The organism is Psychrobacter sp. 16-MNA-CIBAN-0192, from assembly GCF_040309565.1.
GTDB lineage: Bacteria > Pseudomonadota > Gammaproteobacteria > Pseudomonadales > Moraxellaceae > Psychrobacter.
Genome location: NZ_JBEOOX010000007.1, coordinates 21,905 through 38,937, shown reverse-complemented (window position 1 = coordinate 38,937; position 17,033 = coordinate 21,905). Strand labels below are relative to the sequence as shown.

Here is a 17,033-nt window from a genome sequence, read left to right as displayed (position 1 = left end):
CAGACTCTTTTAAAGCCGCACCCCTCTATTCATAACAATTGACGGCATTTTTGGTAAGGCTAGCTCTTCGATAATCAAGAAAAAGCCTTATAAATCAACCGGATTTTAAATAGATGGCAATGCAGGCTATGACTGACAGAAGCATGTTTACGTAATGTTTAGTTAAAACTACCGATTCTGTTTAAGGTATTGTAACGCAATATTAAGCAAATATCATCAGAACTCTGCGCTAAAATACAAACTCTTTAATAAAAACAAAGCTCCAAAATAATGGTTGTAAAGAACACCAACTATATGTAAGTCCTTGTTTTTACCGAAAAAAATAATGGTCAATATAACTGTTAAACAAGAGTCATGATAGAAAATATATCAAGGATTGTTTATAAGCGCATATTACCTTGTCATCATTCACTAACATAACGTTAACAATATAATTAAACTCATAATACGCCTATCTATCAGATAAGTTAAGATTTAAATACCTGTTGATACTTTATGACCCTTGTAAGCAAGTCTAAATATAAGAGTGTAGAGCAAGGTTTTAAAAGATATATAAACGAGATAAGCATGTAGTGGAAGGTATAATAGCAAAAAACGGCAACATATCAATACAATATGAAGGGGATTACATAGATAAGGGTAATAACATAGCTTTACTGGTGATTGGCTAGCTAAAAATCCGTAGAATCGAACAATTAACTAAATGGCTAAGTATTTTAGTTTTTATGATTTGTTGCGTTAACAAAGCTACGGATTAAAGTAGGTTTGTTACACTTTCGCAAATAACGCTGATTATAGGTTTTACTTCTTTTAAAAGCGCGCCATAATGTGTCTGATTAATAGTACCTGTTAATAGCAACTGTCGATTTTTATCTGACCTAGAGTGGTAAGCGTGAAATAGGTGTTGATATTTATGACAGGTAAACGATAAATAACTTTTATACAATATCTAGCGCTAAGAACGCAATGGCCTTGCCGTTATAGCGTTTAATGTGTGATATTCATTAAGGATAGTATTATGTTAGATTTTTTATCAGACCCTTGGTTTGAACAAGTGGAACAGCTTGGTCAAGAAGCCGGTGAATTGAATTTGCCACCTGCATTGGCAGATATGGTGATTAATCTTAAAGTTGCTGATAGTGACCAAGATATTGAAGCCAATTTTGCTAACGGCTATTTGCATCGCGGATTGAATGACAAGGCGACCACTACCTTGTTATTGGATCGTGAATTGTTGCAATCTATCATTACTGATTTTGACATGAATGAAATTATGGGCGCCTTTATGGGTGGCAAAATTCGTGTTGAAGGCGATATGTCGCAATTAATGGCATTACAAACAGCGCGTCCAAGCACTGAGCAAAAAGAGCTGTTTAAACGTATTCGTTCAGAGACCAATATGGGTTAATGTTACTCATGATAAATGGTAAGTACGTTTATTATTGATAAAGACATAACTCATAAATCTGTATTGTAATTATAGATAATGGAATAATAAAAAAGCCTCTAAATCATTTAGGGGCTTTTTTATTGGGAGCAAAGACGATTATCGCGCAAGGATGAAGGCTTTTAGCTGGCTTGCGACTGTTGCAATGATTGTGCTGCTGCTTGATTCTCTTTATAAATAGCAGCTTGAAGCCATATATTGGCTTGCACGTAATCATGGACTTGAATGGCTTCCGTGCCAGCGTGTTTCATTGCGCCAATACGTACTACGAATGGAGTGGCATTTTGTTCACGTAAAATCACGACGTCAAATAAAATCACCGTCTTACCATTAAATGAGGTTTCTTGTTTACCCAATACCTGACCTTGGCACCATGCTTCGTCTTCTTGACCTAATGCATCACCGAATAAATACGCACACATATGACCAAGATTAATTTCTACCGGCTGCTTTTGTGCTTCGGTTGTCGGTTGCCATTGCTTTATTTGTTCTTGCAAATCGTTTGGCAATTGTCCATCATTTGCCGCTACGATATCGTTAAAGGCGCGGTGATAACGAATAGCTTCAGGGTCTTCTACCATGATGACTTCGTTTTGCTCACTCAAAGTGATTTCATGAGCCCAGCCGCTAAAATTCACAAAATAATCAGTACCTTGTTGGTAAAGGTGACGGTTAGCCGTATACAGCTGATCAAAAGCATAAATAATGCTGCCATCTGCGGTGCGCATACGAAGCACTGCATCGTTGGTATTTTCATTTACAATCATACGCTCGATACGGCAGGTCAGACCATAAGGACCATCAACGCAAGGATAAGCATTAATAAAGCACTCAGGCTTACCATCTTTCATGGCAAGGACTTGATTGATATGGCAAGGCTGATCTTCTGATAATAATAAGCAGGTATCATTCGAGCTGACATTACCGTTGAGACCTTTTGGCATGGCTGCTTGCTCAATCATTTTTTGTAGCCATTCTGGCACGTCATTACTCATATCATCAGTCAAAATACGCCAATGATCAGCATGACCGGCAGATTGTTCATCCGTTAAGACAACTTTAATAGGAGATTGGATATTTTTATATTGATAATTAATAGTCATGAAAATACTCAAAATTAGGTCAGCTATGATGCTTGAGCGTTTAGTAATTATATTCTTAACTATTATACAATGCGCAAACATCCAGCAATAATCAGCTGAATATTGACTCTTGTGACAAGTCATTAGCCTAAAAATAGCGTTATATAATCAAGATAACGGTAGCAAACAGTCATGATGGGTGAATGATAATGATCCCTAGTCTATAATATATAGGTATAGATATGCATAATAGCAAGCCCCTCACAAAAAATAATAACAAAGCCTAGCGTTCTGGGGGAAAATACGCGCAGTTTCTATGAACAAATAAGTGAATGAATGGCACATGGTGAGCAGTTTGTGTCAAACTGTTCCCCTTTTGCCAGTCTTGTTAAATAACCAATAAGATAAATAATATGACTGTCTACTGTGTAAAATCAGGGCGGTCTAAAACCATATGAGTTAGTGTCGACTTACGTATTATGTCGTGCTGCTTGTAGACAAGATAAAGAGTTTGAATATGTTTCGTCCTTTAGCATTATTTATCGGATTACGATATACCAGAGCCGAGCGTAGTAATCGCTTTATCTCTTTTATATCGCTCATCTCGATGATAGGTTTGACCCTTGGGGTAGCGGTATTAATCACCGTATTATCAGTGATGAATGGTTTTGACCGTGAGCTTAAGACTCGTATTTTGGGTATGGTGCCACAAGCCACGGTTACGGCAACTGAGGTTATCGGTGACTGGGAAGCGTTGGCTGATAAGATTAAGGCGGATGACCCAGAAGTAGTGGCTGTCGCTCCTTTTATTCAGCTGCAAGGAATGTTGACATCCAACGGTCAAGTCGCTGGGATTATGGTCACTGGTATTGACCCAAAATACGAAAAAAATGTCTCTATTATCAATGAGCACATGACGGAAGGCAGTATTGATACGCTAAAAAGCGGCGATTTTAGTATTGTACTCGGTGAAGAGATGGTGAATTCACTTGGTCTGATTATCGGCGATAAAGTCACCTTGGTGTTGCCAGAAGCGTCACCCTCGCCAGCAGGGGTTATCCCGCGCTTTAAGCGTTTTACCTTAACCGGTATCTTTAGCATCAGCCCAGAAGTAGATAGCATCATGGCATTTATTCCGATGAATGATGCTGCTAAGCTGTTGCGCTTGCCAGATGGCGCGCAAGGCATTCGCCTAAAGCTAAATGATATCTTTACTGCCCCGATAGCCGCACAAAAAGCCGCTGCAATTGCGCCAGATCAGCTTTATCCCAATGACTGGACGCAAACCCATGGCAATTTATTTGGCGCCATTCAAATGGAAAAAGCGATGGTTGGCTTGCTATTGTTCTTAATTATTCTAGTTGCGGCGTTTAATATTGTTTCAAGTTTGGTAATGCTGGTAACCGATAAAAAAGCCGATATTGCTATTTTAAAAACCTTTGGTGCGTCACCGCGCTTGATTACGCAAGTGTTTATGGTACAAGGCGTGGTTATTGGAGTGATTGGAACAGTTGCTGGCACGATATTGGGTGTCATATTCGCGCTAACCATCAGTGATATTCTGGGCTTTATCAATCAAAGTTTTGGTTTGCATTTATTCGATGCTTATTTTATTAATTATTTACCCTCACAGCTGCGCTTGGTAGATGTGGCGTTAATTACGGGTGCCTCATTTGTATTGAGTTTCTTAGCGACTATTTATCCGGCACGGCGTGCGGCTAAGATTCAACCAGCACAAACCTTGCGCTATGAGTAATAGCTATTAATAAGTGATATCTAGTAAGTAAGAGCTAGTAAGTAATAGCGCCGTTTTTATGATAACCAAATCTGCGTTAGTACTTACTCATTACCCAAGCCATCAAGCCATTTAAGCTTAAATGCTTATTCCAGCGGTTATTAAGTAAGAATAAAGGATACGCTATGTCTGTCATATTAAAGGCGAGCAATATAAGTAAGATATATGATGAAGGCGCGGTACGCACGCAAGTATTAACCGGATTAGATATGACGGTAAATGCGGGTGAACGTATTGCGATTGTCGGTACCAGTGGTTCAGGAAAGAGTACCTTGCTTCATTTGCTTGGTGGGCTTGATACACCAACCAGTGGCGAGGTGTGGCTACATGGTCAGTTGTTAAATAGTATGAATGAAACCGAACGTGGCGCGATGCGTAATAAGCATTTGGGCTTTATTTATCAGTTTCATCATTTATTGGCAGAGTTCACTGCTATTGAAAACGTCGCGATGCCATTATTAATGCGTCCAAAGGTCTCAACGACTGAAGCACGCCAACAAGCGATAGATATTTTGACCAGTGTTGGTCTTGAGCATCGTTTGGCGCATAGACCGGGTGAGCTATCGGGCGGTGAACGTCAACGCGTGGCGATTGCACGGGCATTGGTGACAAAACCATCATTAATACTAGCCGATGAGCCAACGGGTAATTTAGATTATGACAATGCGCAAAGTGTCTTTGGATTGCTATCTGAGTTACAAAGTACCATGCAAACGGCGCTATTGATGGTGACTCATGATCGTAATTTGGCAGCACTTGCCGATCGACAGCTCCTGTTACGTAATGGGCATTGGGAAGAGTATTAGCCAAAAGTTCATGAGACATCATATCCAGTGATGTAAATTAATATAAGCGCTAAAACCTAAAGGTTTATAAATCCTTAGGCGTTTTGTTACTAGTATCTTTTTGGCGTTGTTGCCAAGTAATAATAGTTTTATAACGCCAAATGGCTTTAAACGCTAAACCGCAAATGATACTGGTTAGCACCGCCAAGATGATTAATCCCAAACAAAATGCCGAAAGTGAGACAGCGCCACGATAGGTCTCGAATGGATTGGGACCGCTTGCCAATATCCATAAGCTAAAGTCCGATATCATTTTGCCAATCAGGCGCAAGCTAATCATCGGCACATCTAGAATTTTAGCACCAACATAATAAGCAGCGTAAAAAACTGGTAATGTCGTTACGGGATTGGTGATCCACGTCAGCCCAAGCGCCATAGGTACATTGGCACGAAAAATCAGCGCGCCAATTAGGGCAAGGAGCATCTGCCCGGGTAATGGAAAAAATGCACTCAGTACGCCAATATAAACCGCTTTATTTAAACTATGACGATTAAATTGCCATAGACGCGGATCTACTAAATGCGGCGCTAACAGCTTTAATGAGCGACTTTCCAATATTTTTTCAGGCGTAGGCAACAGTTTTTTTAGTCGGTTTTTTGGCACAGGCTTGCCTTCTATCAAGGAATATAATCGGCTCATTGCAATCTTAGACACTACTATCTAAGTTCTAGTATCATTCTTAATATGAGTGGTAGAAAGGATGAGAGATACGGAGAATAGTGTCGGTTAATGCTGCAACGTTTTGAATAAGTATAGGGTAATCGCGTGGGGAATACTATTGCGAGCTTTGTTTGTTAACATGGAACCAAACGATAGTGCTTGTTATAGTAGTAATCACTTGCAAATGCTTATGCTTTTTTATTCTAACCCACATTTTTTAAGCTGTTTATTCTAGGCTGTCCGCATATCTTAGCGCTGATATTATTCAATTCATAGCTTTGTTCATATCTTACTGTTACTCAAAATTTCTGTATTTAAAACAACTCATCTATTTCTTCTTAACATCAAGCAAGGAGTGCTGGTGTACGGATTACTTGGAATAATTATCCTCACTGTGATGCTGGCGGTGCTAAGTGTGTCGACCACTGGCGGCATGCCGGATAGCACCGCGCTGCTGAACATAAATTCTGCTTTGTTTAGTATACCCTCTCTTATGGTGATGGCAATATTGCTTTTATTTATAAGCCAGCGTGGTAGACGGTCTGCTGTGCCAGTTACAGTACTCAATACAGCTCCGAAATTTCAGCTTCCATTCTCAACTATTTGTGTTTTTTTGTCCGTCATACGTTATACGTTGATGGCATTTTTAGCAGGCGCTTTGATTGTCGGCAGTGCTTGGCAAGCGCTTCAGCATTATCAACAAGCAGAAAGCACTAAAATAAATGACACGATGCGCGTCATGGCATGGGTAACTATTGAGGGAATTAGTGACAGCGTTTATGATACTAGTGGTAAAAATGGCGATAATAGCGGTTATCGACAAGTGGCGCAGTTACGCTCTATAACCCCGTTAGTAGCCAATATGACCGCGCAAGATTTAAATAAAGCGACCTCTGACTATCTCAAATCAGATGTTTTTAAAATACAGTCTAAAAATGGGCGTATAGACAACGACATTGACGACATTCAATATCGTATCCTGCTCAATGCCTATCCTAGTAATAATAAAAAAGCGGTGAAGCTGGATGCCTTAAATAATTTAAAACCGGGCGATCAGTTATTGATGAGTCTCACGCTTGCACCGCTAAAAACATCGCAACAAGACGTAAATAATGCCACAGGCTTTGACAGTTATCGCTGGCTGCGCGCCCGTCATATTGATGGCGTTGCCAATATCATTGCAATCGGCACGCCCGTGCAATCTGCCGCTGAGTATTCTACCTTAGCTACTTCCACGCTCAAGACTTCTACTAGTTATCTGCAGCGTTTTCGTCTGAGCATTGACCAAGGACGTTGGCAGTTGCGTCAGCATTTTTATCAAGGATGGGCGCGTTATTCGAGCGCAGAACAGCAAGCGCGTGCGGTGACATTAAGTTTGCTGACGGGTGATCGCAGCTTGATTAATCGCGAGACAAAAGACTTGTATCAGCTGGCAGGTATCTCGCATTTATTGGCGATTTCTGGTACGCATGTCTTGTTTTTAGCTATTGTTTTGGCAGGGCTTGCAACGATAATTTTGGATAATAAAGCAGCGATATTATATCGCACTGTGCCGCGTTCGCAGATTCGCTGGCTGGTGATGATTAGCGCGGCATTTATTTATGCGCTATTTACGGGATTTGATGTGCCTGCTGCGCGTACGGCATGGATGTTACTGGCGATAGGCGCGGTACGTTTGACGTTATTGCCCATTAGTACCATGCGGGTATTATTGGTATTGGCAGTTATCATGGCGTGGCAGGATCCTTATGTCTTATGGCAGGCGGGTTATTGGCTGTCTTTTATCGCTGTGGCATTATTATTAAGATATGACGACAGCTCACAGTTGCCAATTAAAAACAGCGTAGAAAATGGTCAGCTATTATCGCCGTCTAATAATTCAACGTCCTTGCCAATTACTGCATATTCACTTACTGCTGCTCCTTTTACTAAACAGCTATGGCTACGCTTTAAGCAGTTATTTAAATTACAGTGCTGGTTATTTATTGCCTTGCTGCCGATAACTTTATTGTTATTTGGCAAGGCATCGTTGTGGGGCTTGGTGGTTAATCTGTTTGCCATTGGTTTATTTGGCTGGATAATCGTACCGCTGAATTTGCTTGCTGGACTTTGCTATTTAATAGCCCCTGTCGTTGCAGATGCTATTTGGTCTATGGTAAGCGCTATTGTTGCTGGGTTACATGAGCTTATTAGTGCACTTACGACATTGCCAGTATTAAAAAGCGCATGGCTTTATACCCCTTTCAATACTGGCATGCTATTGGTGGCACTGTTGGTTGCGCTGCCTTGGTTGCTGCCACGTGGTTTGCTGAGTCGTTGGCTATCGTTGCCGCCTTTGACATTACTAGCGACGACTCTATTTGCCAATCAGCAAGCACTGACATTGACTCCAACGCTCTATATTTTGCCCACGAGTGACCGTTATGTGACCGCAGCCGTACTGCAATATCCTGTGCTCGAAGATAATGACACTGGCAATAACAAAGCAAAAAATAACGTCAGTTGGCTATTGTTAGCAGACCACCGGCTACAAGGTGAACGCACCATGCCCAGTCACTTAACCGCGGATAAATTATCGGCATCACTAGAGCAGCAGCTACGTACATTATCTATCAGTCGTTTAGAAGGCATTGTGGTTCAGACGCAAGTAACAGATTTAACCAAACCTTCAACTTTAAGTAAACCTTTACCGGTTAAAAACGAGCGTGCGGCAAATAATGAATCCTCATTATTGCTACCATTAACAGTTGCTAAGCTGACGCAGAACTTGCCTAGCAGTCATTATTGGCAAGCAGGGCGTAGTGAGCGCTGGGCGAACATAGCCATGAATAATATGAACGAAAGTGCTACGCGCAAGCCGTCGATTACCGCGCAGCGCTGTGAGCAAGATAAAAAATGGCAGCTGCCGAATGGCACGTTGTCGCTGCAGGCACTAACCGGCTGGAGTGAGATAGATGATAGTAGCGTATGGGATTGTAGCTTAGCTATTGAAAGTGCTTTACCAATAAAGATTGTTCAATATAATTCTAGCGCACCGCAGCAATCGCTGCCTTTAACGGCTCAAAATATTATAACCGCACCGCCACATGCACAATCTCGCTTAATTGTAGATACGAGTACCCATGCGCGTGTTTGGCAATTGTGGTCATTATTGTGTGGTATAAATCCACTAGCTAATTCTGATGCTAGTCTTAATCGTCCCAAACATGCGACCACTTGGCTAGCGCACAGCGCATCGCAAGTATCCGCTGACGTATTATCAGCTCAGCCCATTAATAAGGTAGTTACCTATAATAATGAACCTTTGGAAGTTGCTTTGTCACTAAATTCAGCTGATTAATAACTTATAAATATATAAAATGAATCAGCACTTAAGGTAAACCGTTATTTAATAGAGCAAAGCCATTATCCTATTTTGTCTATTTTATAATTTGCTTATCTCTCCTATTGAACCATGATACAAATACCACCATACTTACCCGTTGAGATACAAACTGATAATTGGGATTAACCCGATTATTCGCACTGTAGTGATTTTTCGGTATTACCACTACTGTTACTGCTATTTTTACCTAGCCATATTGTCTCTAACTATACTGTTTCTAACTTAGGAAGTACTATGCCCAACTGGCCGCCAGACCCGAATAAACGCTCTGATAACTCGTCGAACCAGCCAGCACCCATGCTCCAGCCGCCAAGCCAGCCTACTGGGCAAGAATGGCGACTGATTGAAAATACCTTGCTAGCCAGTGTGGTAGAGCAGCGCCGTGCTCGGCGTTGGAGTATCTTTTTTAAACTATTGACCTTTGGTTATATTCTATTAATTTTTCTAACTTTAGGTCGTGGCTGTAGCACCAAGGCACCAGCGGGACTGGAAGGAATAGATACCAGCAAGCCACATTTGGCGGTAGTGGAGTTACAAGGTACCATCAGCAATGACGATGCTGCCAATGCCTATGATGTGAGTGATGCATTAACGCAAGCTTTTGAAAATAGCAATTCTAAAGCTGTCGCGCTAGATATCAACTCTCCTGGCGGCTCACCGGTACAATCGGATGAAATCTGGCAAACCATGATGGATTTGCGTAAAAAATATCCCAATAAAAAACTATATGCAGTGATTGGTGATATCGGCGCCTCCGGTGCGTATTATATTGCCTCTGCTGCCGATGAGATTTATGTCAATCCGTCAAGTCTAGTTGGTTCTATTGGCGTGATTATGCCAAGCTATAATGTTGAAGGGCTGATGGATAAAGTGGGCGTAAAAGATCGCACTATCACTGCAGGCGAGTATAAAGATATCTTAAGCCTGTCGCGTCCACTGACCGACTATGAAGAACAACACGTAGAAAAGGTGCTGGCTAATACCCATAAGCACTTTATTAATGCTGTTAAAAAAGGTCGTGGTGATCGTCTTAAAGACCCTGAAGCAAACAAGCTATTCTCAGGATTATTCTGGACAGGTGAGCAATCCATTGCCTTAGGTTTAGCCGATAAAACGGGCAGTATCTCAAGTTTGGAAAAACAGCTTAAACTTAAAAGTGTGGTGAACTATACGCCAAAAGATCCTTTCCAATTCTTTATGGATCGCTTTGCTGTAAAAATGGGCGCAGGGATTGGCTCAAGTGTCAATCTTGACGTCTTACCGCAAGAAGATGGCAATGCGAAGATGCGTTAGTATCAAAGTGTTATATAGATTTTTATATCTAGTAACTGCTTAACATAATGATCAACAAAACTGAGTCATGTGTAACGGCTCGGTTTTGTTGGTTTATGAGCTTCTATTTACTTAATAACCATTCATTAAATTTAATAATAATCCTATAAAACCAGTGAGAATAAGCCATGAGTGTGATCAATGCACAGACCTTTGCGTCGTTGCCTGTTTCCCAACTAACGCAAAAGCCAGTGATACATTTTGCTCATGCTAATGGCATGCCAAGTCCAATATATCAGGTGTTTTTTGCCCACCTAGCAGAATTTTTTACCATTGAATATGTGTCCATGCTAGGCGGTCATCCTGACTATCCGGTAGACAATCATTGGCGCAGCTTAACCCAACAGATTGTAGATAGTGTCGAGCGTACTTGTCAGCAGCATGGGGTGGCACAAGTGGTAGCAGTTGGACACTCACTGGGAGCGATGTGTACTTTGCAGGCACTTTATCGTATTCCTGAGCGCTTTAGCCAAGCAGTACTGCTTGATCCGCCGTGGATTTATGGTAAAACCAGTTTGCTATGGCATCTGGCAAAAACTGCTGATCGCCTACCGTTTATGAATCATCGCTGTATGGATAAGTTATCGCCGTCTGGTATCTCTAAGTATCGCCGTGATGTGTGGGAAAGTCGCCAAGATGCTTATGATAAGTTGCGTCACAAAGGCTTTTTTAAGCATTTTGATGAGCGCAGTTTTCAAGGTTATATTGAGCATGGTTTACATGAGCGTGCCGATGGCAAAGTGACGTTGGCAATTCCTAAAGCAAATGAAGTGGCGGTGTTTCGAAGCAATCCGTCATGGTACTGGCTGACTCCAAACCGTGCGCCAAAAGTACCACTTACCTTAATCATTGGTGAAGACAGTGTGTTTTTTAAGCAGCGCTTTCCGCAACAAATCAATGCTCGTTTAGGTATCCCTTACGAGACGCATGCAGGCGGTCATATGTTTCCGCTTGAGCATCCGGAATCCGTATCTGAGCGCGTCTTAACCCTAATTGCTCAGCAACTATAACGGTTGAGTGGCTTGAGCCTAGTTGTGCTGAGCCTAGTCGTTAAGTTATTCGTGTCAATAAGATGCCTTTTGCCATTATTCTGAGCCTTACGCTATGATCAATGATGCTAAATCAAAACCCCTAGAAAAATCACCACCGTTGACGCCGCGTCCATTATTCTCACGTTTTGGTGTACCAGTGCTAGTTGTGGGTATGGTCATCGCGTTTTTTGTGACACAGTTGATAGGCATTTATCTTGCTGGCAGCATATTACTGCCAGCAGTAGACACATTGACAGTAGGCGATATTTTCTTTTTAGGTAGCATGGATGGCACTATCGTCAGTGCCTCTATTTTAATCAGCTGCGTATTGTTAACGCTGCTAATGATGGCAGTTATCCGTGTCAAAGGTGGAAACTTTCGTCAGTATCTCGCGCTTCATTCATTTTCATGGCTGACTGCAGCGGCAATGATGGGTATCCTTGTGCTGTTTATGCTTGTCAGTCAAATAGTGACGTATTGGCTGGATAAAACGCCGCTTGATTTTGTGGATCCACTTTATCAATCGGTAAGTTCGGTATGGTTGCTAGTCGTTGCGATGGTGATAGTCGCACCGATATATGAAGAGTTGGTGTTTCGTGGCTTGCTATGGTCAGCGATTAGTGAGCAGTTTTCTATGCAGCGTGGCACTATTATTGCCAGTACTGTAACCAGTATTATTTTTGCGGTGATTCACTTGCAATATGGACTGTATGAAATCACGACCATTATGCTATTGGCTTTGATATTTTGCTACGCGCGTATCAAGTCAGGCTCAGTCTTACTGCCCATTTTGCTGCATATGATTAATAATGGCGTCGCAATGGGGCAGTATTTAATGCAAGTTAATTAATTTTGCTGCTAAAAACGCTTACTAGGCATCAGGGTTCAACTGCAATACTTCATCTGCTGCGCGTTCAATATCTTCAATGGTTAAATGCGGCTTGCCACTAAGCGATTGTCGCCATTTGCGCGCGCCAGTTAAGCCTTGAAACAGCCCTAAATAGTGCCGCGTCATCGTTGATAAGGATTCGCCTTGCGCTGCTTGGGCGCGAAGCTTTGGATACAACTGCGCTATAATATCTGAACGTTTTGGAATTAGTTGTCCCCACAGGACATTGGCTTCTGCCAGCAAATACGGGTTGTGATAAAACGCGCGACCAATCATCACACCATCGATATGTTGTAAATGCTGCTCAATATCTGCTATCGACTCAATACCACCGTTAATCTCAATGCTAAGCTCAGGGAAATCCTGTTTTAAACGATAGACATCATCATAGCGTAGCGGTGGAATTTCACGATTTTGTTTGGGGCTAAGACCCTGTAGCCATGCCGTGCGCGCATGCACAATAAAACGCGTACAGCCTGCTGCTGCTACCGTTTGCACAAAGTCGCTCATAAACTCATAACTATCAAAATCATCAATACCAATACGGTGCTTGACCGTTACTGGAATATCAACTGCAGCTTGCATGTGTTTAACCAAATCAGCTACCGTCCGCGGCTCTGCCATTAGGCAGGCACCGATTTTATTATGCTGCACCCGATCAGAAGGGCAGCCAACATTAATATTCACCTCATCATAGCCATGTTGCTGCGCAAATTCGGCACATTGAGTCATCTCATTAATATCAGCACCGCCCAATTGCAACACAATCGGATGCTCGCTCTTATCGAAGCGCAAATGACGGGCACGATTGCCATATAACAGCGCGCCAGTACTAATCATCTCAGTATATAAATAAACCTGCGGATTGAATAACCGTGCAAAATAACGATAATCTGTCGTCGTCCAGTCAATCATCGGCGCGACCGATAGCCGTTTATGGGTCATGTTTATCGTCATTCTTTACAGCCTTTTGTAACGGGTAGTATTATGGGGCATATGAATCGTTAGTCTAATAATAGTACGACTAAGCGCTACTATTATCGCACGATTATTAGGCAATCACTTAACCTAGATAACCGTATCTATCTTTTTAAACTCTGGTAAATGATAGAAGTACAGTCCCATGATAACGCCAATAAAACCAATAAACGCGATATATAATGCTGGAGCAAAGCTAATGTACATCGTTGCATAAGCAAGACCAAAGGGCACTAAGCCGCCCACGACCGCATACATCACATTATAAGAAAAGGCGATGCCCGTTAAGCGCACGTTGGTGGGAAATAACAGCACAAAAATAGCGGGTATCATGCCAATAATGCCGGCAAAAAATCCTAATAAGGCATACATAATTAAGATGTAGTCGCCACCTGACTGCAGATGATAATAAAAAGCAAACATTTGAGCTATTAATAATAAGGAGCCCACGATAAGAATTTTACCAAAGTTTTGATAGTTGGATACTAATCCATAAAAGATACAGCCAAAAATCATAAACACGATGCCAAGACTGTGCGCAAAGCTAAATAAATCATTATCGACACTGAAGCGAAGCTCCATTAAATCAGGCAATAATAAGATAATCACAGTAGTGATACTTGAGATAATCAGGGTCAGCATTAAACCGATAAAGATGGATTGGCGACAGTGTTTCAACAGCAGGGTAAAGGGTTTTGGCTTCTGTTTATCTGGCTTACGGGACGTTAAGTCGGTAAAAAATGGAGACTCTTTGACCAAGCGCCATGTTAATAAAGGCAAGCAGCTGAGTATCGCGGCGATAAAGAACGGCAAACGCCAGCCATTATTCATCAACTGGTCAGGCGTCATAGAGCTGGTTAGCCAGATAAAAAAGGCGTTAGAAAATAGCACCCCCACATAAAAGCTGGCGGTGGCATAGCTACAGCCAAGGGAGAGATATTGACGCGGCACATGCTCGGCAATAAATATCCATGCCAGTGGCACATAAACCCCGAATGACATGCCTTGTATCAGCCGCAGGGTAATAAATAACGCAGGCGCAACCCAGCCCCACTGCGCATAAGTTGGCAAACACGCCATCGCTAGTACCGACAGCATGGTCGCAAGCATACTATATAACAGAACTGGTTTGCGCCCCTTGATATCACCGTAGCGCCCAAACAGAATACCGCCCAATGGACGGGCTAAATAGCCAATGGCAAACAAGCCAAGTCCTTGCAGGCGCGCAAACTTTGAATCTATGGTATCTGGCAAAAAGGTCGCTGAGACAATATCTGCCATATACAAATAAATCAAGAAATCAAAAAACATGATAGCGCTACTAAAGCAGACAAACATCACCATGTTTTTATCTTTTGAAGACATCAGTTCATATTGAGGACGGGCAGGCATAGACAATCACTTATACATATATTGATATGGCAACAGTTGTGGTCAATCAACAGATAAAGGCAGAAACTTAAAGCTTAAAATTTCGATACTAAACCTGAAGTAATCACGCGCCATAAAAAGCGGTAAATAATCCCGTTGCCAAGATAATTTACCGCACAATTAAAGAAGACAAATAATAAATAAAAAATATTTAAACTAGGATAAACAGAAGCGTTTAAAGCAGCCAATCAATAGGCAGCCATGACATAATCGTCAACCATACATGATCCACAATATCAACGCGAGGTTCAGTATCATAAATGACTTTTTTGCCTTGCTCGACAGTATGCCACTGTAGCTTATTATCATCGCCCAGCTTCACCTCGTAAGCCTGATTTAACAAATCTTCACTGAGCGCTTCATGTAGCTGCCGAGCAAGCTCATTATCATTAATAATCACGCCCATTTCTGTATTGATGTTAGCAGAGCGGGGGTCGACGTTGTATGAGCCAACAAAAACTTGATGGTCATCAACGGCAAAAGTCTTCGCATGTAAGCTGGTTGAAGACTGACTACGGGCTTTCCATAGCTTATTCTCGCGTTTTTCTTCGCTTGCTGTCGACTTTAGCTCAAAAATTTTGATACCAGCGCGCAGCATTTTCGGTCGCCATTGACTGTAGCCAGAATGAACAGCAGTCACATCGGTTGCATCAAACGAGTTGGTTAAAATTTTAATATCAACCCCAGAGTTTGCCAGCTTTACTAGCGTATTAACCCCATCGTTGGTAGGCACAAAGTAGGATGAAATAATGGTTAGCTGCTTGGTTGGTGTGCCCAGTAAGGTGCGTAGCTGCTGCACCAAGTTAGTTTGAGCTGATACACTTTTGGTTAATTTGCCCACATCATCACTTAAGAATTGCATGTCCGTCCAACGAAACGGCACGCGCTTATTAAGCAAATCAGAATCAATAGACGAGTCTTCAATCGCATCTTTGTAGACGGTTAAGCTACTACGCGTATTGTTTTTCTCGTTTTCATATAACTTATCTAAACCTTTTAAAAAGTCAGTCGTTTCGCCTTTATTCAGCGTCGCCAACGTTTCAATATCAAAAGAGATTGGCGCTGACCAATAGCTGTTAAAGCTATTGTCAATATCGGCTACGACTTTACCAATGAGCAAGACATCTAAATCGGCAAATTGACTGTTTTGACTGTTGCTCAGGTACTCATCGCCAATATTACGCCCACCAATAATGGTAATTTGTTTGTCAAAAGTCATGCTTTTATTGTGCATTCGCCTGTTAATGCGCGGTAATCCGGTCACAAAATTTAGTGCTTGAAACTTACGGTGCATTAAAGGGTTGATAATACGCACGGCAATATTAGGATGGCTAGAAAACCGCAGTAAATGCTGATCAAACGCGCCACTATTATTAAAGTCATCGAGTAACAAGCGCACAATGACGCCGCGCTCTGCGGCTTCCCATAAGTCTTTTAATAGCAATTGTCCTGCTTGGTCATCATGCCAAATATAGTATTGCGCATCGATGTTGCCAGCTGCCATACCTGTCAAAATGCTGCGCGAGGCAAAGGCATTTGCCCCAGTGACAATCGGATGATAGCCAGATAAATCCGGATGGATATCCTTTTGGGCACTAATCGCGCTTACCAAATCAATTCTTGCTGGCTGGTTATGGTTCGCTTGACCAACATGGGTAGGCGTATGCTGCACCAGCTTGCCATTGTCTTGATGATATAACGCATTAACCCGCGCTGATAGCTGCTGGCTGGCGGGTAAATGGGGCTGTTTTGGCAGCACTTGACAAGCAGTTAAGCTCAAGGCTAACCCAAGTGTCAAACTTAGCGATAAGCTACTTGGGTCTAGATTCAACATTGACATAACGGCGGATGACCTTTATAGGCTTAATGGGTGTTTACAATAGAAATGCTCTAGCGTAAAAACGGTCTAAAATAGGTTTGCAATAATAAGAATGTAGCAGCACTGATAGCTCAGAGTCTTCATTATTTAGTGGTACTGGTATCGGGTGCTAAGCTTAGCAGGTGTAACGAGGTCTGCCTATCAAAAATACGTTACTTTTCTTAGCTAGGTTATACATATAAGCTTCATTCTAAACCTTTGCCTCTGCCTCTGCCTGTTCCTTTACCTATTCTTAGTTGCCATTTATATATCATATAAAAAGAGCGCGTAGCAGGTGT

The 17,033-nt window shown here is 41.9% G+C and carries 12 protein-coding genes; 7 read left to right on the top strand and 5 right to left on the bottom strand.

Going from position 1 to position 17,033, the window contains the following annotated elements:
• The first annotated feature begins 1,018 nt into the window (after nucleotides 1-1,018).
• Nucleotides 1,019-1,408 carry an SCP2 sterol-binding domain-containing protein gene (locus AAEY78_RS07570; protein WP_352338658.1) on the top strand — a complete coding sequence of 130 codons (390 nt, stop codon included), beginning with the start codon at nucleotides 1,019-1,021 and terminating at the stop codon, nucleotides 1,406-1,408.
• A gap of 161 nt (nucleotides 1,409-1,569) precedes the next feature.
• Here the strand turns inward: AAEY78_RS07570 and AAEY78_RS07565 are convergent, their stop codons facing one another.
• On the bottom strand, nucleotides 1,570-2,550 hold the full coding sequence (locus AAEY78_RS07565) for a hypothetical protein (protein WP_352338656.1): 981 nt from the start codon (nucleotides 2,548-2,550) through the stop codon (nucleotides 1,570-1,572).
• Between the two features lie 496 nt (nucleotides 2,551-3,046).
• Between AAEY78_RS07565 and AAEY78_RS07560 the strand changes: the two genes are divergently transcribed.
• Together AAEY78_RS07560 and lolD are read left to right on the top strand one after the other, a co-directional pair.
• Entirely contained in the window at nucleotides 3,047-4,285 is a 1,239-nt protein-coding gene (locus AAEY78_RS07560) for a lipoprotein-releasing ABC transporter permease subunit (RefSeq protein WP_352338654.1), read from the top strand.
• Between the two features lie 164 nt (nucleotides 4,286-4,449).
• Nucleotides 4,450-5,130, top strand: coding sequence for a lipoprotein-releasing ABC transporter ATP-binding protein LolD (gene lolD, locus AAEY78_RS07555; RefSeq protein WP_352338652.1), 681 nt, complete (start codon nucleotides 4,450-4,452; stop codon nucleotides 5,128-5,130).
• A gap of 64 nt (nucleotides 5,131-5,194) precedes the next feature.
• On the opposite strand, the gene AAEY78_RS07550 is transcribed toward lolD, so the two are convergent.
• A complete protein-coding gene (locus tag AAEY78_RS07550) occupies nucleotides 5,195-5,809 on the bottom strand; it encodes a DUF2062 domain-containing protein (RefSeq protein WP_352338650.1) in 615 nt (204 codons plus the stop codon).
• 382 nt (nucleotides 5,810-6,191) lie between these two features.
• Here AAEY78_RS07550 and AAEY78_RS07545 point away from each other — a divergent pair, with 382 nt between their 5' ends.
• The 4 genes from AAEY78_RS07545 to AAEY78_RS07530 all read left to right on the top strand — a co-directional run bounded on the left by AAEY78_RS07545 (nucleotide 6,192) and on the right by AAEY78_RS07530 (nucleotide 12,428).
• Nucleotides 6,192-9,170, top strand: coding sequence for a ComEC/Rec2 family competence protein (locus AAEY78_RS07545; protein ID WP_352338648.1), 2,979 nt, complete (start codon nucleotides 6,192-6,194; stop codon nucleotides 9,168-9,170).
• Nucleotides 9,171-9,449: 279 nt separating this feature from the next.
• Nucleotides 9,450-10,508, top strand: a complete 1,059-nt coding sequence (gene sppA / locus AAEY78_RS07540) for a signal peptide peptidase SppA (RefSeq protein ID WP_352338646.1) — start codon at nucleotides 9,450-9,452, stop codon at nucleotides 10,506-10,508.
• A 167-nt stretch (nucleotides 10,509-10,675) separates the two neighbouring features.
• Nucleotides 10,676-11,557, top strand: coding sequence for an alpha/beta fold hydrolase (locus AAEY78_RS07535; RefSeq protein WP_352338644.1), 882 nt, complete (start codon nucleotides 10,676-10,678; stop codon nucleotides 11,555-11,557).
• 94 nt (nucleotides 11,558-11,651) lie between these two features.
• Nucleotides 11,652-12,428 (top strand): CPBP family intramembrane glutamic endopeptidase, encoded by a 777-nt coding sequence (locus AAEY78_RS07530; RefSeq protein WP_352338642.1) that lies wholly within the window; start codon nucleotides 11,652-11,654, stop codon nucleotides 12,426-12,428.
• A 21-nt stretch (nucleotides 12,429-12,449) separates the two neighbouring features.
• Here the strand turns inward: AAEY78_RS07530 and dusA are convergent, their stop codons facing one another.
• The 3 genes from dusA to AAEY78_RS07515 form a co-directional block, all read right to left on the bottom strand.
• Nucleotides 12,450-13,412, bottom strand: coding sequence for a tRNA dihydrouridine(20/20a) synthase DusA (gene dusA / locus AAEY78_RS07525; protein WP_352338640.1), 963 nt, complete (start codon nucleotides 13,410-13,412; stop codon nucleotides 12,450-12,452).
• A gap of 123 nt (nucleotides 13,413-13,535) precedes the next feature.
• Nucleotides 13,536-14,837: an MFS transporter gene (locus AAEY78_RS07520; RefSeq protein ID WP_352338638.1), complete on the bottom strand. Its 1,302-nt coding sequence runs from the start codon at nucleotides 14,835-14,837 to the stop codon at nucleotides 13,536-13,538.
• Nucleotides 14,838-15,051: 214 nt separating this feature from the next.
• Nucleotides 15,052-16,710 carry a phospholipase D family protein gene (locus tag AAEY78_RS07515; RefSeq protein WP_502943720.1) on the bottom strand — a complete coding sequence of 553 codons (1,659 nt, stop codon included), beginning with the start codon at nucleotides 16,708-16,710 and terminating at the stop codon, nucleotides 15,052-15,054.
• Nucleotides 16,711-17,033: the final 323 nt, after the last annotated feature.

What these genes read in the sequence shown, in the direction of transcription:
- AAEY78_RS07570 (WP_352338658.1), top strand. Translation starts at nt 1,019, where the DNA reads ATGTTAGATTTTTTATCAGACCCTTGGTTTGAACAAGTGGAACAGCTT.
- AAEY78_RS07565 (WP_352338656.1), bottom strand. Translation starts at nt 2,550, where the DNA reads ATGACTATTAATTATCAATATAAAAATATCCAATCTCCTATTAAAGTT.
- AAEY78_RS07560 (WP_352338654.1), top strand. Translation starts at nt 3,047, where the DNA reads ATGTTTCGTCCTTTAGCATTATTTATCGGATTACGATATACCAGAGCC.
- lolD (WP_352338652.1), top strand. Translation starts at nt 4,450, where the DNA reads ATGTCTGTCATATTAAAGGCGAGCAATATAAGTAAGATATATGATGAA.
- AAEY78_RS07550 (WP_352338650.1), bottom strand. Translation starts at nt 5,809, where the DNA reads ATGAGCCGATTATATTCCTTGATAGAAGGCAAGCCTGTGCCAAAAAAC.
- sppA (WP_352338646.1), top strand. Translation starts at nt 9,450, where the DNA reads ATGCCCAACTGGCCGCCAGACCCGAATAAACGCTCTGATAACTCGTCG.
- AAEY78_RS07535 (WP_352338644.1), top strand. Translation starts at nt 10,676, where the DNA reads ATGAGTGTGATCAATGCACAGACCTTTGCGTCGTTGCCTGTTTCCCAA.
- AAEY78_RS07530 (WP_352338642.1), top strand. Translation starts at nt 11,652, where the DNA reads ATGATCAATGATGCTAAATCAAAACCCCTAGAAAAATCACCACCGTTG.
- dusA (WP_352338640.1), bottom strand. Translation starts at nt 13,412, where the DNA reads ATGACCCATAAACGGCTATCGGTCGCGCCGATGATTGACTGGACGACG.
- AAEY78_RS07520 (WP_352338638.1), bottom strand. Translation starts at nt 14,837, where the DNA reads ATGCCTGCCCGTCCTCAATATGAACTGATGTCTTCAAAAGATAAAAAC.
- AAEY78_RS07515 (WP_502943720.1), bottom strand. Translation starts at nt 16,710, where the DNA reads ATGTTGAATCTAGACCCAAGTAGCTTATCGCTAAGTTTGACACTTGGG.